Here is a 22,735-nt window from a genome sequence, read left to right on the forward strand (position 1 = left end):
CATGAAGATTTCCGGATACGGCTCCACCCTGGCGGCCGTCGCTGACCGTGCCGCTGCCGCCATCGTGGCCCGTGGCAACATCCGCTCGGACGCGGCAAGAGCGACCCTGTTGCGCCGTCTCGCCGCCCTGCCCGGCCATCCCGACAGCCTGATCGCGCCACCAGTCTTCGAGGCAGCGCGGGTCTGGCAGGCGTCTGAGACCGACATGCAAGGTCTTGCCGGCAGCCTGCTGCGGGCGGACCTGGTCGACGCTCTGGCAGAGGCCGGGGCCGAGGCGATCCCCAAGGACCGGCACCCCTATTGGCACCAACATGCGGCTTGGACCTCTGCTGCGCAAGGCCGCAGCTACATGGTCACCAGCGGCACGGGTTCGGGCAAGACCGAGTGCTTCATGGTGCCGATGCTGAACGACATCCTGGATCAGTCGGAAACCGGCTCGCGCCATGGTGTCCGGGGGCTGATTCTCTACCCCCTGAACGCTCTGATCGATTCCCAGCGTGAACGGCTCGGCTCCTGGATCGCGCCGTTCTCTGGCAAGGTGTCCTACGCCCTCTACAACCGAGATACTCCCGAACGTCCCGGGATGCACAAGCGCCCCGCACCGGCGGAGATCGGCGACCGCAAGGCGCTGCGCGAGACCCCAGCCAACCTGCTCGTGACCAACGTCACCATGCTCGAATACATGCTGACCCGCACCCAGGACCGCGGCATCCTGGAGAAATCGCAAGGGCAGCTGCGCTGGATCGTGCTGGACGAAGCACACACCTATGTCGGCGCACAGGCGGCAGAGATGGCGCTCCTGCTGCGCCGGGTCCGACAGGCTTTCGGCGTGCGCCCCGAGGATGTGCGCCTGGTCGCCACCTCCGCAACCATCGGTGAGGGCCCTGAGACGGAGGCCGCACTGCGCAGCTTCGTGGCGACGCTGGGCGGTGTCCCCGAGAGCCAGGTGGACGTCATCATGGGGCGTGAGGCGCCGATGTCGCTGCCTCCGCTTGGCAAGGATGGCCCGCTGGACGTCGAGGCCTTGCAGTCCGCTGAAGCCGGCGCGCTTTGGAAGACGCTCGCGCCGCACCCACGCGTGCGCAAGGTGCGCGAGATGCTACGTTCTGGCGGTGCGCGGCTCGAAGCCGTTTCACGCGCTCTGTTTCCCGAGAAAGAGGGTGACGCGCAGGCGGCGGCCGAGACCGTGCTCGATGCCATGGCGCAGGCCCGACCCGACATGGATCACCCGACGCTCGCACCGTGGCGGCTTAACGTTTTCGAGCGTTCACAGGCCGGGCTCTGGGCCTGCGTCGATCCGTGCTGCGCGCTCAGGGCGCCGGAACTGGCCGCCGAGGACAGCGACTGGCCCTTTGGACAGATCCACCTGTTCCAGCGAGAAACCTGCGGCTGCGGCGCACCGGTCTTCGAGATCGGGGCCTGCAGCGACTGCGGAACGCCTTGGCTGCTGGCACGCGAGGAAAGCGGCGCGCAGCGCAGGCTGATCCAGCGCGTGCAGGACACCGAAGAAGACGACTTCCGTCTCGACGTCGAACCCGACGATGCGGACCAGGATATCACCGTTGGCCTTGACGTGCTGGTCGGACCGGGAACCACGGATCGTGCGACACGCCCCCTGCGTCACGCTGATAGCGTGGTGCGCGACATCGACACCGACGAGCCCGGGCACACGCCGATCCTGCTGACCTCACATCAGGATCGCGGCTGCTGCGCCCGGGCGCATCACGATGAAACCCGCGTCGCCACGCAGCGCTTCGGCGCGCCTTTCCTGCTCGGGTCGGCCATCCCGCAACTGCTCGAGGCCATGCCCCGCCCCGAGGGCGTAAAGGGTGCCGCTCCGCTGGCGGGACGCAGGCTGCTGTCCTTCACAGACAGCCGTCAGGGCACTGCGCGCTTTGCCGCGAAACTACAACAGGAAGCGGAACGCAACCTGACCCGCGCGACGATCTGGCATGCTGTGCAGGCTACCGGCGCGGGTGATCCGGTCAAGGCCGAAGCCTTGCGCAGGGAACTGACGGCACTGCGCGCACTCGGCCTTCCTGCCGTTCAAAGTTCCATCGAGCGGTTGGAGCGCGAATTGTCAGAGGCCGAAGGCGGCTTTGCTCCCGTTCCTTGGTCGGACATGGTAACGTTGCTTGCCGAGAATGCCGAACTACGCGGTTTCGCCGGCGAGGTCTGGCGCGGTCGCGTGGCGAGCCACGATTATGGTGGCCTGACGCTCGCCGATGATCCGGTTGAACTGGCGAAGCTCTTCCTGCTGCGTGAGATCTTCCGCCGCCCAAAGTTTCAGAACAACGTCGAGACCATGGGCATGGCGCGGGTGTGCTGGCCGGAACTGGAGCGTCTGCTGGAAGGCGGCCCGGTGCCCGCGCCCCTGGCCGAGGCAGGACATGGGTCGGACGCCTGGATCGGGCTGGCGCTGATGACGATCGACACGGCGTTCCGCAGCCGTCTCGCAGTGCACATGCAGCGCGATCCGGTCGACCTTGCACATTGGATTTCCCCCCGGCAGGCGAGCAGCCAAGTGGCGGCCCCCGGCCAGGGCGTGGACGACACCCAAACCAGCCGCAAGACCCACCGCTGGCCCTCGGCGCTCAATGACCGGTCACGCCTCGTGCAGATGATCTATCGTCTCATCCAGGGCACGCACGACTCTGCCTCGGATCGTGAACGTTGCCAGGCCGTATTGGATGCTCTCTGGACCGCGCTGCGCACGACGAAGGTGCTAAGGGACGCTGATGCGGGCTGCGTGCAACTCGATTTTTCGCGTTCTGCCCTCGTGGGGCTGGACTCCGCCTGGCATTGCCCGGTCGCGCGCCGCCTTCTGCCCTACTCGGTTGCCGGGATCACCCCGAACGACCCGACCTGCACAACGCCGATGCCGCGCGTGTCGCTGCCAAAGCTGCCGCTCGCACGGCCGGGCGGCGTCACGGAGTTGGACCGCGCCGAAGTACTGGATTGGACCAGGAACGACCCGACCGTAGCCACGATCCGCGCGGCAGGCCTCTGGACCGACCTTCACGACCGTGCTGCGGCTTTTGCCCCCTTCCTGCGCGCGCAGGAGCATTCCGCCCAGATCGACCGCAAGAGCCTGCAAGGCTACGAAGACGCGTTCCGCAAGGGCAGGATCAACATCCTCAATTGCTCCACCACAATGGAGATGGGCGTCGATATCCCCAACGTCGGCACCGTGGTGAACACCAATGTGCCGCCTGCGCCGTCGAACTACCGCCAGCGCATCGGTCGAGCCGGACGGCGCGGCGAGCCATGGGCCATGTCCTTCACCTTCTGCAAGGACAAGCCGCTCGACTGGCAGGTGTTCCGCGCCCCGGAAACCCTGCTGCAGGCCACGATCCCGGCACCCGCGGTGCGGCTCGACAGCCCGGTCATGGTCTCGCGTCACGTCAATGCACTGCTTCTGGGCATGTTCCTGCGGCGTGAAGGCGGTTTGAACATCAAGACCTCCATCGGCTCCTTTCTGGGCGCGCGGTCCTTCCGCAACGATGACGATGATCTGCCAGAAACCTGGATGGAAAATCCGATGGCGGACCAGTTCCTCGACGAACTCGACAAAGGGTGGGGCGATACGCCCGACATTCGCGAGTCCATTGCACGTCTTGTCCAGGGCACCGCACTTGCCGGACAGGCCAACCTCGCGGCCGGGACGGCCAATGCCCTGAACGATCTCGTTCGCCACTGGCGGTCCGAATATGAGCGGCTGGTCGATGGCTGGCGTGCCATGCCCTCTCCGTCACCAGAAAAGGCGTTCTATGGCAACCGCGCCCGCCGCATGAGCGGTGAATTCCTGATGACCGAACTGGCTCGCCGAGGCTTCACGCCGTCCTACGGCTTCCCGGTCGACGTGGTCAGCTTCGACCACATCGGCAAGACCGGAGGCAACGGGCCCAGCCGTCAACTGGACATTGCCATCCGAGACTATGCGCCCGGATCCGAAATCGTCATCGACGGGCTCGTCCACAAGTCGGAAGGCATCCTGCCGGCCTGGAGCAATACAGCCGACGCAGAGAACCTCGAAGACCTGCGGACACGCTGGAGCTGCACGCGCTGCGCGGCCTTCGGCCTGTCCCGGGAGGCCATCCACACCTGCCCGGATTGCGGCGCCGAAGCGCACACCGGAGAGCTGCTTCGCCCGTCCGGGTTCCTTGGAAAACGCAAACCACACGCGGGATATGAGCAAGTTAGCTTCGTCGCACCGGATCGTCCGAAGGTTTCGGCCAGTTCCGCCCTCTGGATCAGCCTGGCGGACCCTTCAGTCGGCCGCGTCCGGACGTCACGCCAGGGGCAGGTTCTGTTCTCCGCATCCAGCCCCACCGGGCATGGCTATGCCATCTGCCTCGCCTGCGGATACGCGGAACCAGAAGACGGCCCAAAGCAGGAAACGCCTCTGTCGAAATCCATGCTGAAACATTACCCGCTGCAGCCAATCCGCAACAACCCGAGACATGACCGCACCTGCCCGGGATCGGATGACGCCTCGCGCAAGATCCGCCGCAACGTTGTGCTTGGCAACGCAATCACGACTGACGTCTTCGAATGGCAACTGCGCGACCTGCCTTCGACCGAGACTGGTAAGATGAAAGCCATGGCTCTTGCCGCAGCCATGCGCGAGGCTCTTTCGAAATCCCTGGGGATCGAGGCGGAAGACATGGGGATATCGGCAGCCCCGACCCCGCTGGAACACGAAGCCAAAGCCATGTCGATCTTCCTATTCGATCGCGCCTCGGGTGGTTCGGGGTTTGCCCCCCTGGCGCAGGATGCGCTGCCGGACCTGGTTGCGCGGATGGTGGATATCCTCGACTGCACGGCCGGCTGCGCGTCCGGCTGCCCGGAATGCATCCTGCGCGGAGACATCCAATACGATCAGAAATCCATGGATCGCCCCGGCGCGCTCGAGATCATCCGCTCCGTCAAGCAACGCCTCGCGCTGCCGTCGGAGCTGCAGATATTCGGCCCAGGCAGCCGCGTCGTCCTGAGGGCCCTGCCAGACTGGATCGGCCCGCTCATGCGCAACAGCCTTGCGACGGATGTGACGCTGTACATGCACGGCGCGCCGGACCTTTGGGATCTGCGTGCACTGGCCGCACGTATGCCTCGACGCGACGAGGCGAAGATCTCGCGAGTGGTCTTAGAGACTGCTCGCCTGCAACTCATGGAGGCCGCCGAAAAGGTGGACCTCGTCCGCTTCCTCGCCGAATGCGGAGCGACGTTGCACATGCTGGATGCGCTTCCCGAACGCAAAGGTATGCCCGTGCTATGCCACCTGTCCTACGCGGGGCAAACACAGGCAGTCGTTGCCGCCGACAAGGAGGCCGCGATTGCAGACGACGCTTGGGGCACACCAAAGGACGGCCCGCTGATCCTCGGTGCCGATGCTGCTCCCAGCTTGGGTCATGCGCTGTCGGCCAAGAAGCTGGCCTTGTTCAACGAGGGCAATGCCGTGCACGCGGATGTGGGAACACGCCTGGACGGCACCATCGGCAAGTTCGGACACGCCTTCTGGAAATTGGTCACGGCTTTGCGCCCGCAGGCCTTCCGCGACATGCCCCTGTCCAAGGTGACCTATACGGATCGCTACCTGCAAGCGCCCCTCCCCGTGCGCCTGCTCTTCGAGGTTCTGCGAACCACGCCCGGCGGTCTGCCCAAGGACATCGAGATCATCACCGCAGCGCAACGTGGGGATGGTGCGTGGAAACGGAACACCATCGAGGATAACTGGGCAGAAGACCGCCTGCGCCGAGAGACCATGCAGGCCCTGCTTCCGGGAACGAAGATCGACATCAGGCCCAAGCGGGACTGCCCCCATCCGCGCTGTCTCACGCTCGAATGGCGGGACGGGCGCTCGCTGCGGATCAACCTCGACCAAGGGCTCGGAACCTGGAAAACTACGGGGCGCATTGCTCCACGCTTCGACGTCGATGAGGCTCCCGCGACGCAGGCAAAGCAGTTGCAGCAGATGGTCTTCGAAATCGGCAACCGGCATAGCGATGGGGTCGACAGTCCGATCTGGGTGACGTGGTGACGAAATTTTCGCCCCGCCCGAATTGCTCTGCACGATGGACCCCGGGTCGACGCCGACACACTTGACCCAAATGGAAAGCGCGGCAAGCATGACAGAAACAGTCGTGCTTGCCGGAGGGGCCAAGGATGTCGGTTCTTTCCCAGAAGATCCTTCAGGACGACATTGTCGAGCATCGTGTCAGCCAGCAGGCGCTTGAGCTTGGCGTTCACATCTTCCAACGCCTTCAGCTTGGCGGCCTCGGAAACCTCCATGCCACCATACTTGGCTTTCAGCTTGTAGAACGTCGCCGGGCTGAGGCCATGCCTGCGGCCCACCTCAGCTGTTGGCATGCCCGCCTCCTGCTCCTTGATCATCCCGATTATCTCCGCCTCGGTGAAACGGCTCTTCCTAATTCGTCTACTCCTTCGCGGTTGAGCAGACCCCACATCAGACTGAAGGATCTCGCGGGGGGCAGGTCAAGCGGAGTGCCGCATTCGGCTCGGTCGGGCCCTGCAAAGCGAAGCCTGACAAGCGAGCCGACCTGTTAGGCTACCTCGAAAAGATTTATCTTACCTCGAGAGAAGGACTCGCACAGCCAGCATTAGCGCGGCAGTAGGGGATCTGCGTGGTACCTACGCTTTGGACCGTGATCGTCCGAGTCCACCGATTTCGGCTTCGAACCGAGGATATGCTCGACGATTTCGAGGGCATCCCGTCGGCCATCTTGCAAGACCCCGAAACGCTCAGTCGAATCGATTATTTCCATAAGCTGCTTCGGCGATAGTTCGATGCCGAGATAGACAGCTCCTCTGCCGATCGCCCATGTGGCGTCGATGACGCGTCCAGACGAGCGGCAGAGGTTCCAGGCATGCGAGAACGGAAGCGCGCCCAGCTTAACATCCCATCCGTATCCTTCGCAGTAGCTAAGTCCATGCGAGAGGCTCAACTGCCAAGCGTTTCGAAAACACTGTCCTTGAGGCCCTCTCTTCATGTTTGGCGGAAGAGCACTGCCCACCCAACGCCTCCCGTTCCTGCGCAGGTAATCTGTGAGAGGCAGGACTCCATAGGGGCCGGCCAAAGTCTGGTCGATTAGGTCGCAGTGAAGAGTGCTTTTCATGTCGTGTCTCCTGTTTGATGCTCAGGAGATTGATCTCAGACGTCAAAATGAAAAATGCAGATCGGGGCTATTCAGATTTTGGGCCTTGCGCAGGCTCTCCAGAAAGCCGGCCGGTCAAGCTGATTGCCTGAGTGGACTGAAATCTGGCGTTCTGCGTCGTACGCGACCCACAAGCTTCGGCTGAGCGGCCCTGATTTGATGTGCCCCGCCAGCGATGACGTCGTTGGACCGGCACTGCGCTCGATCCAAGGCAAAGTCTTCAAGTGCACCACCTTGCCGATCGCTGCGAAAACTCCGTACTTGAATTGCTGCACGGAGTACGGCACGTTCCGGTGCACATCCTCGGAGTCGGGCCGGCATCGACGCACAGTCGCGCCGGAAATTCTTTTGAAATCAACGTGCTTACGGAGGCGGGGCAGGCCCCTACCGCCGGAGCCAACTTCCCCTAAAAGGAAGCTGGCAAAATCAAAAAAGCGATCCTTCGGGATCGCTTTTTTGTTTCCAGCGCAGCCTGAACACTCGCGCCCGCGAGCGCGATGGCTCGTCGGGTATCGCCTGCGATTGTTGCGATCATTGATTGCTGCGTGATCACAAGCCACACTCATAAGCTGTAAAACACATTGAATTTTTAGAATTTACGCATTTCTCCCACCGAGTTCTGTTAATTTAAAAGAGCTATCTTGGAGACGCGTTATGGGTGCCGTGAATATTCTCGTCGTCGATGACGAGACAGCCGTGCTTGAGATTCTCCGGACGGGGTTCGAAGCTGAGGGCTGGACGGTGCATGTGGCGCAAAGCCCTTCGGCCATGTTCGAGGCACTCAAAACCCATGCCATCGATCTCGTCACGCTGGATCTGGTGCGCGGCCAGGAAGATGGCCTTGAACTGGCCCGAACCTTGCGGGCGCGTTGGAACATCCCGATCTTGATGATCTCGGGCTGCACCGGCGCTTACGACCGCATTCGGGGGCTGGAATCGGGGGCTGATGACTACATCGCGAAACCCTTCCATATCCGCGAGGTCGTGCTTCGGGTGCGCCGCACGCTGGAGCTTTATGGCCGTGAGCTCTCGGGCCACGACAACCTGCTTTTCGATCATACGGTGTTCGACCCGGAGCGCGGGATTGTTCAGCATTTCGATGGAACGCCCGTGGACCTCACCGGTATCGAGCTGAAATTGCTCGAGCTTTTCGTCCGCCACCCGGGCCGCATCCTGAGCCGTGATGAGATATCCCAGAGCCTGCACGGGCGCGACTGGTCGCCGGAGGATCGCACCATCGACGGCCATGTGGCCCGCCTGCGGCGCAAGCTTGGCACCTCACCCGATGTGGTCAATCTGATCCGCTCGGTGCGCGGCGTCGGCTATGTCTTCACCGGCGATGTGCAGGTCGCACGCAGCGCGGCGAGCGCGACCCTGCGCGCGCGCAATCGCCTTTGATCACCCAGTTTGCCGCGTTGACTGCCGTCAATGATCTGCCCTGCGAATGCGTGCAGAGTTGAGGTGTTCGCGGCTCAGGCGTCCCCAAGCTCTTCCGGTTCGCATGCCGGATACCGCGAACGTCGCCGCCGACCCGGCTTTCTCCGTTCCGAGCCATGGTCGGCGGCGCCCCTGCCCGGACAGCGCCCGGTCGGCGCCGCTTCTGTCGGCTAGATTACACAAATCTGCATAAATCTCCTCATGACATCATATTCAATTCTCGGAAACCATAGCGATGCAAGTGGTACGCAAAGGGGGGGAACCTGTGCAGACACGCCTTTTGGAACGGGAGTTTACCGCGTCTCGCTGTCGAAATTGCGCGGCGCGGGAGGGAGGGTTCTGCAGTTTGCTGGACCCGGATTCAGTTACTGCATTTTCAGCACATAGCGCGCGGACGCTTTATCCGCAGGACACCGAGCTTGTGGCGCAGGGCGAAAGCTGCGACCGGGTCGGGGTCATCGCCAGCGGGCTGATAAAGCTGCAAACCCTCACCGAAAGTGGCGAAGAACATCTTCTGCAGGTGCTGCGAAGTGGACAGCTCGTCAGCGTCGCAAGGAATGCGCCCAGCCGGTTTTCATGGCAGACGGCGACGGCGTCAGAGATCTGCTGGATGCCGCAGAAGGCGTGGGAGAGCTTCTTGACGGAGCGCCCGCAGCACTTCCAGTCGTACATGAAGACGACGCTCTACCAGCTTGAACAGATGCAGTTATTTCTGATCAACATGCGCGGCAGAAACACCCTGCAGCGGGTGGCGCTCTGGCTGGTGGAGGAATTGCTGAACGGCCCCGAGATCGAGGCCGCGCTGCACGTCCAGCTTTCGCGGCGCGATCTTGCCTCGCTGCTCGACATGACGGTCGAGACGCTCTGCCGCTCGCTGCGCCAGTTGCAGGACAGCGGCGCCATTCGCCTGCCAAAGCCGGACCGGGTGGAGATCGCCGATTTCACCACGCTGCAGCAGATGGCGGGCTGCAGCGAGAGTGGCGCGGGCGACATTCACGCCCTGCCGCCCAGAGGGCGCGGTCAAAGCCGCGGCGCGGACGGCTGGCGCAATGCCGAGGCGGACAATGACGCACGGCGGCCCGCCTCGCGTGGCAAGCCGCCTCGGCGAAGCAAGTGACACGGCAGGCAAGTCCGGCGTGAGGGGTCACCCATCAGCGCCGGGCTTGCCGGACAATCTCTTGCCGAGCACCCGGCGCGCGTCCGCAAGGGTCTCGGCCGGTGTGGCCGAGGCGTCGAGACGCTGCCAGTAATTTGGCCAAACGCTTGTTTCGCCCATCTCTTCGTCCAGATCTCCGGCACCGCGCGCGATCTGCGCCCGCAATACGGAAACATCCGCGTCAGAGGCATCGCCATGGCGGGCAGCGACCCGCGCCTCCAGAACCGGCACCGGCGCCTCCAGCCAGAGCCCGTGGAACCCGGCGCGCGCCTCTTGGGCGACTGCCCCGGCGGCTCTACGCAGTGCCGGGTCGGTGAAGGTCGCATCCAGAACCACCGATTGGCCTGCCGCGAGCAGCACCGCGGCCCGCTCCAACATGCGTTCATAGACCGCCTCGCGCCTGTTCGGGGCATAGTTTTCGGCACCCAGCCGCCCTGCGCTCCGCCCCTGTTTGCGCTCAAGGTCCGAGGACAGCAGCACCGCGCCGGGCAAGGCCCCCAGACCGGGCGCAAGCGCGCGGGCCAGAACGCTTTTGCCGCTGCCAGAAAAGCCGCCCACCGCTATGAGCATAGCGGCTGGCGGGTGCAGCGCCCGCACCGCAAGCGAGAGATAAGAAGACACTTCGGCCGCACTCGCGCCAATGCGCCGCCGCGCCGCGTCGGTCTGCAACAGCACCATGGCGCGGATCGCCGCCCGGACCGATAGAAACAGCGGCAAGGCCGCGAGGCCCGCATCCTCGGACCCTCGCGCCTCGCGCAGCCATGCGTCGAGCACCCGGCAGGCCTGCCGCGGCAGCCCGCGATGGCACAGGTCCATGACCAGAAACGCCACGTCGTAGAGCACATCGCAAGTGCCCAAGGTCTCGTCGAATTCCAAGGCGTCGAACAGCACCGGCTGGCCGTCGATGCGCACGAGGTTGCGCAGGTGCAGATCGCCATGAGCGCGGCGCACGTGGCCCGCCGCGCCGCGCGCCTCCAGCACGTCGCCCTGCTCTGCCAGCGCCGCGCGCGCCGCCGCCTGCCATTCGGGCAAAGCCTCGGTTCCCAGTGTATCGGTTCCCAGTGTCTTGGTTCCCGGCGCCTGCGCGAACTCAGCGAACACCCGGTCAAGCTCGGCCAGTATCTCGGCGATGAGCCTGCGGCCAGACACGCGCCGCACCGGCGCCGCCGCGTGGTAGCGCGCGATCGCCGCGCCGGTCTGCAGCGCCAGCGCATCGTCAAATGCGCAGCGCGCGGCGATGGCCTCAAACTCCTCCTCCGCCGGAAAGCGCCACATGCGCAGCACCCAATCCACCACCGGACCGCTGCCGCCAAGCTGCAGCCCGCGCGCGCCGCGCGTCACCGGCAGGACGTCGCGGTAGATCTGCGGCGCGGCGGGCGCGTTGAGGTCCAGCTCGCGCTGCAGCATCTCATGGCGCAGCTCGACGGTGCTGAGGTCCATGTAGTCATAGGTGACCGCGCGCTTCAGCTTCAGCGCGGTATCGCCGCAAAGGAAGACATAGGCACCGTGGGTCTCGACCACCTCCACCGGCTCTGCGGCTGCCGCATCGAAAGCCGCGCCGGACGACAGGAAGGCCACTGTCTGGGTTTGCGTCATGGCGCTTCTCCGGGTTTCGCCGCCATCCTAGACGGGTTTGTGTGACGCCACATTGACCTGCCGCAAGCTTTCAGACCCGCCCGCAGGCTGACCTCGCGCCGCGATGCGCGATGCCCGTTTCCCTCGCCCGTCAAAGCGGTTACGCCGAGACCCAAGGGCGGCCCGCCAGCCGCGCCACGCCCCGGGCCAATTGCAAGGAGACCGAGATGACCGAGCGCCAGCTCAACCAGCCGCTCAGCGGCAACGCCATGCCCCGCACCGGCGGCCCGGCGACGATGATGCGCCTGCCCGCCGCCGAGAGCGCCGAAGGGCTCGACGCCTGTTTCCTCGGCATTCCGATGGACATCGGCACCTCCAACCGCCCCGGCACAAGGCTCGGCCCGCGCCAGATCCGCGACGAAAGCCGGATGATCCGCCCCTACAATATGGCCACCGGCGCCGCGCCTTTCGAGCATCTGCAGGTGGCCGACATCGGCGATGTGCCGATCAACCTCTATGATCTGAAGAAATCGGTGGAAATCATCGCCGAGCACTATCGCGGCGTGCTGGCGCATGGCGTGGTGCCGCTGACGCTGGGCGGGGATCACACGCTCACATGGCCGATCCTGCGCGCCATCAAGGAACGTCACGGCCCGGTGGCGCTGATCCATGTGGACGCCCATTCCGACACCAACGAAGAGATGTTCGGCGAGACCGCCGCGCATGGCTGCCCGTTCCGCCGCGCGTGGGAAGAGGGCTGCCTGCAGAACGACAAAGTGTTCCAGATCGGCCTGCGCGGCACTGGCTATGCCGCCGATGATTTCGACTGGGGCCGCAGGCAGGGCTGGACCTGCATTCAGGCCGAAGAGTGCTGGCACAAATCGCTGAGCCCGCTAATGGCCGAGATCCGCGCCAAGATCGGCGATGCGCCGGTCTATCTCTCCTACGATATCGACAGTCTCGATCCGGCCTTCGCGCCCGGCACCGGCACCGTCGAGGTGGGCGGGCTGACCACCATGCAGGGGCTCGAGATCATCCGCGGCTGCGCCGGGCTGAACCTCGTGGGCTGCGATCTGGTCGAGGTCTCGCCGCCCTATGACCCGTCCGGCAACACCGCGGTGATCGCGGCAAATTTCCTCTACGAGATGCTCTGCGCCCTGCCCGGCGTGGCTCAAGGCCGCTGACGGGCGCTTGGCGCGCCGCTCAGGCGCGCCCGGGGTTCAGCGGCGGCAGCGCAGAGCTACGCCCCGGCACCGCGGCAGCGGCGCGCGCCTGCGACAGCGCGCGTCGCAAGCTCGTCCAGCCCTGCTCGGCGGGTTCCGAAGCGGTGCCGTAGCGCGCCCCGCCAAGCTGCAGCAGCGCGGCTTCGACCTCGGGGGCGCGGCGTGGATCGGAACCGGCGACCCGGCCCGCCCAGAGATCGAGCGCCGGGCGCAGCGCCTGATGGTCGCGGCGCGCGAGCACCCGCTGCAGCCCGCGCCATGCGTAGACCTCCGAGGCAAGCCGCCGCGCCTGCCGCTCCTGCCGCCGCGCGCGCAACACCGGCAGGAGCCACCGCAGCCCCGCGAATAGGACCAGCGCGCCCAGCAGCACCGCGCCCGCAAGCAGCGCCAGCAGCCGCCAGTCGCGCGGCGCATCGCGTTCGGGCGGCGGGCCATCCACCTCCAGCGTCAGCGCTTCGGCGGTGGCGGTCTTTACCGCGCCATCGTCGATATCATACCACTCCAGCCGCACCTCGGGCAGCGCGCCGCCGCCGCCTGCTTCGGCCACATAGGTGATGCTCTCGGTGCGGCTGCCACTGACAAGGCCGCGCTCTTCGGTCTCGGACAGCTGCGGCGCGTCGGGATAGGCCGCGAGCCCCGGCAGGCCCGCTGGCTCCAGCATCTGCGGCAGGAACATCGGAGAGACGCCCTGCACCTCCACCGTCAGCCGCCGCGTCAGGCTGTTGCCCGGCACCATGGCCAGCTCGCCCTCGATCTCCTGCGTCAGCGTCAGGTCGGACGCGGCGATGAAGGGATCGAGCCCCTCGGCCCCCTCGGGCACCTCGCCAGAAAAGGCGATGGGCGGGGTCGGCAGGCGGCTCTCGCGCGGGGCACCGGTTTCGGGATCCTGCCAAGTGATGAGAATCTCCTGCGGCGGCAGGGTGAAACTGCCCGGCACCATCGGAGAGATCGTGTAGCGCCGGGTCACGCCCGCCCATGTCTCGCCATTTACCCGCTCCGAGGTCGGATTGGTCGCCCGTCCCGGCAGGCGCACCAGCAGGTTGGGCGCTTCGAAGCTGGGCCAGACCGGCGGCCTCGGCATGAAGGTCGGCACCAGCACCGTCAGGCGCAGGCTGAGCGGCTGGCCGGGGATGGCGGCATCCTCGGGAAACTCCACCCGCAGCTGCGGCGCGTCTGCCTCTTGCGCGGCAGCGGGTACCACCAGCGCCGCGGCGAGCCACACAGTCAGAACGCGCAGCAGCCAGCGGATCATTGCTCCGCCTCCGCGCCCTCAGGCTGCACCGGCGTCGGCGGCACAGACGCCGCCTCGAGCGCAAAGCGCATCCGCAGGAAATCCCCCGTGCGCGTGTCGACCGTGTTCATCCACTCGTCAGCGGTCAGCAAGGTGGCGCCGCCCTCTTCCGAGCGGGCGCGCTGCGTCTCTTCGCCCTGCCCGCTTTCATTGTCGTACACCTCTTCGTCGGCACCCTCGCCGCGCTCCTCGCCTGTGTCCGATTGCGCCTGCGCATTCTCGACATAGGTCACGATGCGCTGCGCCGTCTCAAGGTTCTGCGCCGCGCCCGGATAGTCCGGGTCGCGCTCCAGCGCCGTCTCGAAGGCCCGCACCCCATCGCGGTAGCTGCGCGACTTGATCTGCGACAGCCCCTGAAGCGAGGCCGCCTGCGCCGTCTCCACCCGGTTCAACACCTCGATCGCCTCGGCATATTGCCCGTCCTTATAGAGCGCGATCCCGCGCCAGAGCGGATCGACAAAAAGCTCGGCGGCGCGCTCGAAGTGCTTGTTCTCGAAGGCCAGCCGCCCCTGCTGGTCCGGGGTAAGGAACCAATCGGCCATCCCCTCGGCCCGCGCGCCCTGCGGCGGCACCAGCAGCGCCAGCGCCGCGACAATCCCCCAGCGCATGGTCCAGCCGCGGCGGAACCACAGCAGCAGCAGCGCCGCCGCGGGCCACGCCAACCAATGCGCGCGGTCCTCCCAAGGCTGTTCGACGTTGTCGAGCTGCGCGCGGCGGTAGGCGGCGTTGAGCAGCCCGTCGAGCCGCCGCACATCGCTGGCATCGGGGCTCACGTCCACCACCGGCACCGAAAGCGCATCCAGCCCGCGGTCGCGACTGCCCTCGGGCCGCAGAGACAGCACCGCCAGAGGCCGCGGGCTGGCGTTGAGCGCCGCCACATCCGCCGGGTCGAGGCTGTCGGTGACAAAAAGAATGCCGCCCGGCGCGTCCTCCTCGGCCAGCAGCGCCTCGGCAAGCGCCAGCGCCTCGCCCGCCACCGCGCCCTCCTTGGGCATGATCTCGGGCGAGAGCCCTTCGAGATAGGGCAGCACCACCTGCGCATCTTCGGTCATCGGCAGCACCACATGCGCGGTGCCCGCATAGGCCAGAAGCGCCGTGCGCGCGCCGGCCCGCAGTTGCAGGAAGTCCCGGATCTTCTGCTTGCCCCGCTCCAGCCGCGACGGGGCGATGTCGGTGCTCTCCATCCCCGGCGTCACGGCCAGCACCACGGCAGCGGGCGCCGATTGCGCGGCGAAGGGATCGGGCTGACGCGACCACGTGGGCCCCGCGGCGCCCAGCAGCGCAAAGACGAGGATCGCCGCCACGCTGTCGACCGGCGTGACGCGCCGCCGATGGCTGCGCCCCACGGTCAGCGCCGCGCGCAGATGCGGCGCGATGCCCTCGGCCCGTATCTCGCGCCCGCGCCCCGCCCGGCGCACCCACCACCACAGCGCCAGCACCAGCGGGATCGGCAACAGCCAAAGCGGGCGCAGGAAGTGGAACGCCTCGAAGAAAAAAGCGAACTCCCCCATCACACGACCTCCGCCCTGCCGCGCGTGCGCAAGCGTTGGCGCAGGCTCAGATAGGCCAGCGACGCCAGACCCAGAAGCGCGGCGAGCCCCATTGGCACCCACGCCAGCGAGCGGCGCGGACGGAACGAGAGCGTCTCGGTCTCGCGCGGGGCCAACTCGTCGATCCGCGCATAGACCGCATCCAGCGCCGCCTCGTCCTCGGCAAAGAAATACGCCCCGCCGGTGCGCGCCGCGATCGCCTGCAGAGTTGCCAGATCGACGCGGTTCTCGCCGGTGGTGTCGGGATCGCCGACGCCGATGGTGTAGATCTCCACGCCCCGGTCCGCCGCGATCTCGGCGGCGTTGATCGGGCTCATGCGGCTGGCGGTGTCCGAGCCGTCCGACAGCAGGATCAGCAGCCGCTGGTCGATCTCGCTGCTCTCAAAGGTGCGGATGGCAAGGCCGATGGCGTCGCCAAGCGCGGTATGCGGCCCGGCCATGCCCACCTCGGTGCGGCCCAAAAGCTCGGTGACGGTCTGCAGATCGTCGGTGAGCGGGGTCTGCAGATAGGCCGCCGAGCCAAAGACGATCAGCGCCATACGGTCGCCCTCGCGCCCGGCGACAAAGCCGCCCACCACGTCGCGAACCGCCGCGAGCCGTTGCTTGCGGCTGCCATCAGGCGCGGCAAAGTCGCGCGCGTCCATCGAGCCCGAAATATCGATCGCCAAAACCACGTCGCGGGCGGCGGTCTCGATGGTGATCGGCGCGCCGACGCGCTCGGGCCGGGCCAGAGCCAGCACCAGCAGCGCCCAGCAGAGCGCCGCCGTGATCACCGAGAGCACCGGGCGCGACAGGATCACCGCCCCGGCGCGCGGCTCGGCACCCGCCGCCTCGGTCATGCGGCGGAAGAACGGAAAGCGCAGCGCGCTCTCCTGCTCGCGGTGCGGCGGCAGCAGCCAGCGCACCAGAAGCGGCAGCGGCAGCAGCAGCAAGAGCCAGGGCTGACCGAGCGAGATCATGCGCGCGCCTCCCGGGCCGGAGTGACGCGATGGGCGCGCAACCAGTGCGCGGCGGCGGCGCGCAATTCGGGCGACGGCGGTGCCGCCTCATCGCGGTAGGGTGCGCGGCGCAACTCGGCCCCGGCGGCCTGCGGGAAGGCGCGTCTGCCGGTGCGGTCAAGAAAGGCGATCCACGCGGTGCCGGTCAGCGCGGCCACATCCTCGCGCGGGAAACCCGCCAGTGCCGCGCGGCGCAGGATCACCGCCAGCTCTGCGGTCGTGCCCGCCTGCGCCAGCGCGCCCAGCGCCTCGCGGCGGTAGGCATTGGCGCGATGCGCCCGCGCCCAGCGCCAGAGCCCCCATGCGCCCAGCGCAAGGACCAGCACCAGCAGTACCGCCCAGCCCCAAGTCTGCGGCGTCAGCGGCACCGGCGCGGGCAGCGGCGGCTCGACCAATTCGCCGATCAGCGACACGAGGCTTTCGGGGGCGCCGTCCTCGTTCATCGCGGCCCAAGCCCCAACAGGCGGCGCATCTGCGGCAGGGTCTCCTCGCCCGCCGAGAGCGGCAGCACCGCGACACCAAAGCGCCGCTGCCAGTCCAGCACATCCGCGAGCCGCCCCTTGGACATCTCGATCAGCCCATGCCGCGCACCGGGCGCGTCGGTGTCGATCTCGGCCTGCAACTCGCCGTCGGTCACGATGAGGCGCATCCCCTTGGGAAGCTCCCCGGCGCTGGGATCGGTCACCGGCACGAGGATCAGATCATTGTGCCGCGCCAGCCCCGAGACGATGCGGTCGGTCTCGGCGTCGATCCCGTCAAAATCGCTCAGCACGACGATCAGGTGATTGCGGCTGGCAATCCGCGCCACCGCGCGCAGCACCTGCGTCAGCCCGAGCGGCGGCACATTGGGCGCCTCGGCATGGAGCAGCGCATTGGCATCCGCCAGCGCGGTGAGAAATCGGTTGAGCGCGGCGCGGCTGCGCTGCGGGCGGATCTCGGCCAAAAGCTCGTCGCCAAAGACGATGCCGCCCACCCGGTCGCCCTGATCGAGGATACGAAAGGCGGTCATCGCGGCGGCCTCGGCGGCGGTGACGGATTTCATCGACCGCTTGGTGCCAAAGAACATCGACATGCGCTGATCGACCACCAGCAGCGCTGGGCGGTCGCGCTCTTCGGTCATCACCCGCACATGCGGCGTGCCGGTGCGCGCGGTGACCTTCCAGTCGATGGCGCGGATGTCATCGCCCGGCAGATAGTCGCGCAGTTCCTCGAAGTTGAGCCCGCGCCCGCGCAGCCGCGAGGCATGGCGTCCGTTGAGCACCGATTGCGCGGGCTGGCGCGGCAAGAAGCTGAGCCCGCGCGCCGGGCCTTCGAGGCTGCGCAGATAGGCCAGATCGGTGTGAATGCGCGGATCGCCCGAGACCTGCGGCGCTTTTGGCAGGGTGCCGGTGCGAGTACGGGCGGCGCGGTCTTTCATGATCCCTCCCTTCGACGCGGCTCAGGGCAGCGCCACCTGCCGGACAATCTCGGCGACCACCGCATCGGGGCTGATGCCCTCGCCCTGCGCCTCATAGGACAGCCCAAGCCGGTGGCGCAGCACATCGGGCACCACGGCGCGGATATCCTCGGGGTCGACGTAATCGCGCCCGGCAAGCCACGCATGGGTGCGCCCACATTTGTCGAGCGCCAGCGAGGCGCGCGGGCTGGCCCCGACCTCGATCCAGCGCTTGAGATCGTCGCCAAAGGCAGACGGCACGCGGGTGGCGTTGACCAGATCGGCGATATAGCGCTCCATCTCCGGCGCCACATGCAGCGCGGCGATCTCGCGGCGGGCGGCAAAGACCGCCTCCTGCGGGATCGGGGCCTGAGCCTCGGTGGCGGCCTTTCCTGCGCCCTGCTGCGCGGCGATCTCTTCACCGCGCACCAGACGGATCACCTCGACCTCATCCTCGACCGGCGGATAGGTGATGTTCACATGCATGAGGAACCGGTCCATCTGCGCCTCTGGCAGCGGATAGGTGCCCTCTTGCTCGATGGGGTTCTGCGTGGCCATGACCATGAACAGCGGCTCCATCTTATGGGTGGTGCCCGCCACGGTGACCTGCCGCTCTTCCATCGCCTCGAGCAGCGCCGCCTGCACTTTCGCGGGCGCCCGGTTGATCTCGTCGGCCAGCACGAGGTTGGCAAAGATCGGCCCGGCCTCGAAACGGAACTCGCCGCCGCCCTCACCCTGATAATAGACCTCGGTGCCAGTGACATCCGAGGGCAGCAGATCGGGGGTGAACTGGATGCGCGAGAAATCGCATTCAAGGTTGCGCGCCAGCGCCTTGATCGCGCGGGTCTTGGCAAGGCCCGGAAGCCCCTCGACCAGCAGGTTGCCATTGGCCAGAAGCCCGATCAGCAACCGCTCGATCACCTCGCGCTGGCCGATGATCGCCTCGCCCATGCGGGCGCGCAGCGCGTCGATCTGCGCCCGCGTGCCGGTTTCGGTCGTGCCTTCCATTGCCGTCCTACCCTTCCAGCAGAGCTACTGCTGTTATTTACGCCCGGGGCTTGTACCCGGATCACTCAGCCGGAAAGACCTTGGCCCAGTCCTGCGCCATATCGACGATGGTCCAGCCAAGGTTCGGCCCTTCGTCCAGCCCGCGGTTCAGCGTGCCGATATGGCCCTCGCGGTCATAGGCGAACTCGCGCTCGGCATCGGTGTGATGCACCAGCAGGCCAAACGACGGCCCCTCGCCCGAGGTGGTGTATTCGAGCATGGCGAAATCGCCGTCGGAATTGCCCCCGGCAAAGATCGGCTTTTGCCCGATGTGCCGCGCGATGCCGACCGGCTTGCCCTCTTTGTCGTCGATGAAGGTAACGCCGCCGTTCTTGGTCAGCATCGGCAGGCCGTCCACCACCTCATAGGCGGTGTTGCCCTCGGTGCCGACCACCTGCCACGGCGGGATGCCATAGGCCTGATCGGAAAAGGCGCGAATGAAGTCGATGCCGCCGCCCGAGACGATGTAGGTGGTGAACCCCTCGTCGCGCAGATAGCTCAGCAGTTCCAGCATCGGCTGGTAAACCATGTCGACATAAGGTTTTTTCGTGGTGGGATGGGTGTAATTGGTCAGCCAGTCCAGCGCGTCAGTCTGAAACTCATCCACCGTGAGCCCTGCATGCGAGACGTTGATCACCTCCAAAAGGCCCTCCATCCCGGTGGCAAGAATGCCGCCCACATCGCCTTTCGCCCCGGCCTTCAGCGCATCGGTGGTCAGGATGCCGGGATCGGCCTTGGCCTTCTCCTGCAGCACGTCGAGCGCATAGAGCGCCTGAAAATAGACCGGCTGCTCGGTCCACAGTGTGCCGTCATTGTCGAAGGTGGCGATGCGGTCGCGCTCGGGGACGAAATCCTCGGAGGCCGGATCGGTCACGCTCTCGACAAAGCCGATGATCGCCTCTTTCGCGCCGGTGTCGTTCCACGAGGGGAGCGGGTCGGCAAGGGCGGCCAGCGGCAGCGCGGCAAGCGTGGCGGGAAGAAGATACCGCAGCATATGTACAATCCTTTCTAAAATCGGGCTGGCGAACCGCGCCGCCAGCCCCGCTCTCGTTAGGCGTCCGGCGTCATGCGCCGGACCTGCATTGGCGCCGCGGGATCAGTTGCTGCCCATGTTGGCGAGGCTGTTGTTCAGGTCTTCCTGAATCTGGTCGATCGAGAAGCTGTCCGGACGCTGCGACGGCGGATATTCCTCGAACGTGGCAAAGAACTTGGCGATCTCCTGCGCCGCCGGGGCGACGAGATAGGCGTGATCGCTCAGCCAATCCCAATAGGTGTTCGAGGTGATGTCGGCCCGCTCATAGGGGTCGGCACGCAGATCGAACATCTTGGGCACACGCAGGTTGGTGAAAGGCTCGGCCCAGACCGCCATGGTGCCTTTCATACGCTGCTCTTTGAACACCACCTTCCAGTTCTCGTAGCGCAGGCCGACGATCTCGCCATCGTCGTTGAGATAGAAGAACTCGTTGCGCGCACCCTCATCCGTGGCGCCGGTCAGGTAGTCGAGCTGGTTATAGCCATCAAGGTAGTTGTTGTACTCCTTGCCGTTGATGGTCGTGCCTTCCAGCAGGCGCTCCTTGATGTCGGTATCTCCCACCGCGGCCATGAGGGTCGGGAACCAGTCGAGCCCCGAGAACATCTCGGTATAGACCGTGCCCGGTTCGATGACACCGGGCCAGCGGATCAGCGCAGGCACGCGGTATGCGCCTTCCCAGTTGGTGTTCTTCTCGGACCGGAACGGCGTGGTGCCAGCATCCGGCCAAGTGTTCTGGTGCGGGCCGTTGTCGGTGGTGTAGACGACGATGGTGTTGTCGGCGACGCCCAGCTCGTCGAGCGCGTCGAGCACCGTGCCCACCACCCCGTCATTTTCGACCATGCCATCGGCATATTCGGTCGGCGCGGTCAGCCCCGGTTCGCTGCGGTTCTCTTCGCGCACGTGGGTTTTGTAGTGCATCCGCGTGGTGTTGTACCAAGTGAAGAACGGCGTCCCCGCCTCGACCGCGCGGGTCATGAAGTCGATGGCCCCGGCGGCGGTTTCCTCGTCCACCGTCTCCATGCGCTTGCGGGTGAGCGGGCCGGTGTCCTCGATCTCGCCGTCGGCATAAGAGTGCAGCACGCCGCGCGGGCCGAACCGCTCGCGGAATTCCGGGTCCTGCGGATAGTTGAACTGTTCCGGCTCTTCCTCGGCATTGAGGTGATAAAGATTGCCAAAGAACTCGTCGAAGCCATGCGCGGTGGGCAGGAACTCATCCCGGTCGCCCATGTGGTTCTTGCCGAACTGGCCGGTGGCATAGCCCAGATCCTTGAGCGCCGACGCAAGCGTCACATCCTTGGCCTGAAGCCCGGCATTTGCGCCCGGCAGGCCCACTTTCGAAAGACCCGTGCGCAGCGTCGACTGGCCGGTGAGGAAGGTCGAGCGGCCGGCGGTGCAGCTCTGCTCGGCGTAGTAATCGGTGAACTTGGCGCCCTCGGTGGCGATCCGGTCGATGTTGGGCGTGGTGTAGCCCATCAGGCCGAAGCTGTAGGTCGACAGGTTGGTCTGGCCGATGTCGTCGCCGAAGATCACCAGGATGTTCGGCTTGGCGGCGGCGTCATCCTGTGCCCAAGCGGCAGTGCCGAAGGCCAGAAGACTGCCGGCCAGGGCGGCCGTGAGTAGGTCGGGTCTCATGTAATTCTCCCAAGCAAGTCGTTCAAAATCGAAACCTCATTCAAATGCGCGGACGTCCCCGACAGGCCGGTGCCCCGGCCCGGAACCCGCTTGAATGCTCGCAATTCACGAGAAAAACCGATGGGAATTTGTTGACCTACAAACAGCGCAAGCATTCAACCATGAGGGGTCGTGCTTTCACATGCGCTCCCCCCACGTGGCAAGTATCTAGATTACCTCACGTAAATGCAACAACCGCGTGATCTTGCGCGGGTTTTTTCGCGCGCCCACGGCAAGGCCCCGCCGATGCCGCCGCTGAAGGCCTTACGCTACTGGATCGACACGTCGATCGCATAGCTCACGCTGGCCCCGGCATCGCGGTCATTGCCCATGAGATAGACCCGGATCGTGTAGGTTCCGTCCTCCGGCAGTGGCACGGTTTCGGTGCTGTCTTCGTCCATAGACCCCACGTAGATCGCCACATCGTCGCTGCCCGGCGGCAGGATATTGAGGTAGGCGATGCCAAAACCATCTGTCTGCGTAACTTTCAAATCGACAAAAAGCTCTTGGCCCGCCTGCGCGCCAAAGCGGTAATCGCGATAGTCATGCCCGACGATCGTGCCGGTGATCATCGTGCCGTAGTTGCCCGGCGCGAAGCTGACCTCTTCGCTTTGCTGCGCGGCAGCCCCCTGCGCCACCAGCGCCAGCCCTGCCCCCAGCACGGCTCCGATCCACTTGGTCATCTCTGTCTCCCTCCTCTCAACCCATTGACCGCAAGCGCCTAAAGGGCTCGCGCAGCCGTCCACAGCTTAGCGCAGAATCAGAATTTCGCGCAGCACCGGGGTATGCATTGGCTGAGTTTGCGGGCCAATCAGACGCCTGACTTCACATTTCAGAAACACTGTGTTTGCGCCAAGCGGTGTTTTGCCACGAGATCGGCGAAATTTAGCCCACAATTTCCGGGGATTACCCTGCGGCAGCGCAGAAAGGTCCTCTGTTACCGCTCTGAAACATCACAAAATGAAAGCTGGGCTACGCATCGAAAGCCTGTATTCTGCCTCAGTTACCAGTCTGACGTCATTTCGAATCATTCGTAAGTACAAGTCCCGCTCGGTCGACCAAGCGCTTTAGTAACTCGGCATTTGTTTATTGTTTTTATTGCCGGGTATCCCCACGGATGGGGGCCCAATGTCCCAAGGCCTCA

The 22,735-nt window shown here is 65.7% G+C and carries 14 protein-coding genes and 1 pseudogene; 4 read left to right on the forward strand and 11 right to left on the reverse strand.

The features are described 5' to 3' along the window. Window position 1: 1 nt before the first annotated feature. The gene (locus ACXAD2_RS19750; RefSeq protein WP_475174976.1) at window positions 2-6,040 is read left to right on the forward strand and encodes a DEAD/DEAH box helicase; all 6,039 of its coding nucleotides are present in this window, start codon (window positions 2-4) and stop codon (window positions 6,038-6,040) included. A 134-nt stretch (window positions 6,041-6,174) separates the two neighbouring features. Here ACXAD2_RS19750 and ACXAD2_RS19755 read toward each other — a convergent pair. Next, a pseudogene (locus tag ACXAD2_RS19755) lies at window positions 6,175-6,432 on the reverse strand (transposase); the annotation flags it as partial. Window positions 6,433-7,829: 1,397 nt separating this feature from the next. Here ACXAD2_RS19755 and ACXAD2_RS19760 point away from each other — a divergent pair. Beyond that, the gene (locus ACXAD2_RS19760) at window positions 7,830-8,573 is read left to right on the forward strand and encodes a response regulator transcription factor (protein ID WP_475173427.1); all 744 of its coding nucleotides are present in this window, start codon (window positions 7,830-7,832) and stop codon (window positions 8,571-8,573) included. 385 nt (window positions 8,574-8,958) lie between these two features. Continuing rightward, window positions 8,959-9,729 (forward strand): Crp/Fnr family transcriptional regulator, encoded by a 771-nt coding sequence (locus tag ACXAD2_RS19765; RefSeq protein WP_475173428.1) that lies wholly within the window; start codon window positions 8,959-8,961, stop codon window positions 9,727-9,729. Window positions 9,730-9,756: 27 nt separating this feature from the next. Here the strand turns inward: ACXAD2_RS19765 and ACXAD2_RS19770 are convergent, their stop codons facing one another. Continuing rightward, a complete protein-coding gene (locus ACXAD2_RS19770) occupies window positions 9,757-11,364 on the reverse strand; it encodes a bifunctional aminoglycoside phosphotransferase/ATP-binding protein (RefSeq protein WP_475173431.1) in 1,608 nt (535 codons plus the stop codon). A 206-nt stretch (window positions 11,365-11,570) separates the two neighbouring features. Here ACXAD2_RS19770 and speB point away from each other — a divergent pair, with 206 nt between their 5' ends. Beyond that, complete coding sequence (gene speB, locus ACXAD2_RS19775) at window positions 11,571-12,527, forward strand: agmatinase (protein ID WP_475173433.1); 957 nt, start codon at window positions 11,571-11,573, stop codon at window positions 12,525-12,527. 19 nt (window positions 12,528-12,546) lie between these two features. Here the strand turns inward: speB and ACXAD2_RS19780 are convergent, their stop codons facing one another. The 9 genes from ACXAD2_RS19780 to ACXAD2_RS19820 all read right to left on the reverse strand — a co-directional run bounded on the left by ACXAD2_RS19780 (window position 12,547) and on the right by ACXAD2_RS19820 (window position 22,274). Beyond that, a complete protein-coding gene (locus ACXAD2_RS19780) occupies window positions 12,547-13,818 on the reverse strand; it encodes a hypothetical protein (RefSeq protein ID WP_475173435.1) in 1,272 nt (423 codons plus the stop codon). Then, a complete protein-coding gene (locus ACXAD2_RS19785; RefSeq protein WP_475173438.1) occupies window positions 13,815-15,368 on the reverse strand; it encodes a VWA domain-containing protein in 1,554 nt (517 codons plus the stop codon). The genes ACXAD2_RS19780 and ACXAD2_RS19785 overlap by 4 nt, the downstream gene beginning before the upstream one ends. Then, window positions 15,368-16,366 (reverse strand): VWA domain-containing protein, encoded by a 999-nt coding sequence (locus ACXAD2_RS19790; protein ID WP_475173440.1) that lies wholly within the window; start codon window positions 16,364-16,366, stop codon window positions 15,368-15,370. The genes ACXAD2_RS19785 and ACXAD2_RS19790 overlap by 1 nt, the downstream gene beginning before the upstream one ends. Further along, a complete protein-coding gene (locus ACXAD2_RS19795) occupies window positions 16,363-16,848 on the reverse strand; it encodes a DUF4381 domain-containing protein (RefSeq protein WP_475173442.1) in 486 nt (161 codons plus the stop codon). The genes ACXAD2_RS19790 and ACXAD2_RS19795 overlap by 4 nt, the downstream gene beginning before the upstream one ends. Continuing rightward, window positions 16,845-17,822, reverse strand: coding sequence for a DUF58 domain-containing protein (locus tag ACXAD2_RS19800; RefSeq protein WP_164179119.1), 978 nt, complete (start codon window positions 17,820-17,822; stop codon window positions 16,845-16,847). Before ACXAD2_RS19800 ends, ACXAD2_RS19795 begins: the two co-directional genes overlap by 4 nt. Window positions 17,823-17,843: 21 nt before the next feature. Then, complete coding sequence (locus ACXAD2_RS19805; RefSeq protein WP_475173446.1) at window positions 17,844-18,848, reverse strand: AAA family ATPase; 1,005 nt, start codon at window positions 18,846-18,848, stop codon at window positions 17,844-17,846. Window positions 18,849-18,909: 61 nt separating this feature from the next. Beyond that, window positions 18,910-19,881, reverse strand: a complete 972-nt coding sequence (locus tag ACXAD2_RS19810; protein ID WP_475173450.1) for an HAD family hydrolase — start codon at window positions 19,879-19,881, stop codon at window positions 18,910-18,912. 102 nt (window positions 19,882-19,983) lie between these two features. Beyond that, window positions 19,984-21,552, reverse strand: coding sequence for an arylsulfatase (locus ACXAD2_RS19815; protein ID WP_224902980.1), 1,569 nt, complete (start codon window positions 21,550-21,552; stop codon window positions 19,984-19,986). Window positions 21,553-21,860: 308 nt separating this feature from the next. Then, window positions 21,861-22,274, reverse strand: a complete 414-nt coding sequence (locus ACXAD2_RS19820) for a hypothetical protein (protein WP_475173453.1) — start codon at window positions 22,272-22,274, stop codon at window positions 21,861-21,863. Window positions 22,275-22,735 lie beyond the last annotated feature (461 nt).

Source organism: Salipiger sp. ABN3_019 (genome assembly GCF_056158605.1).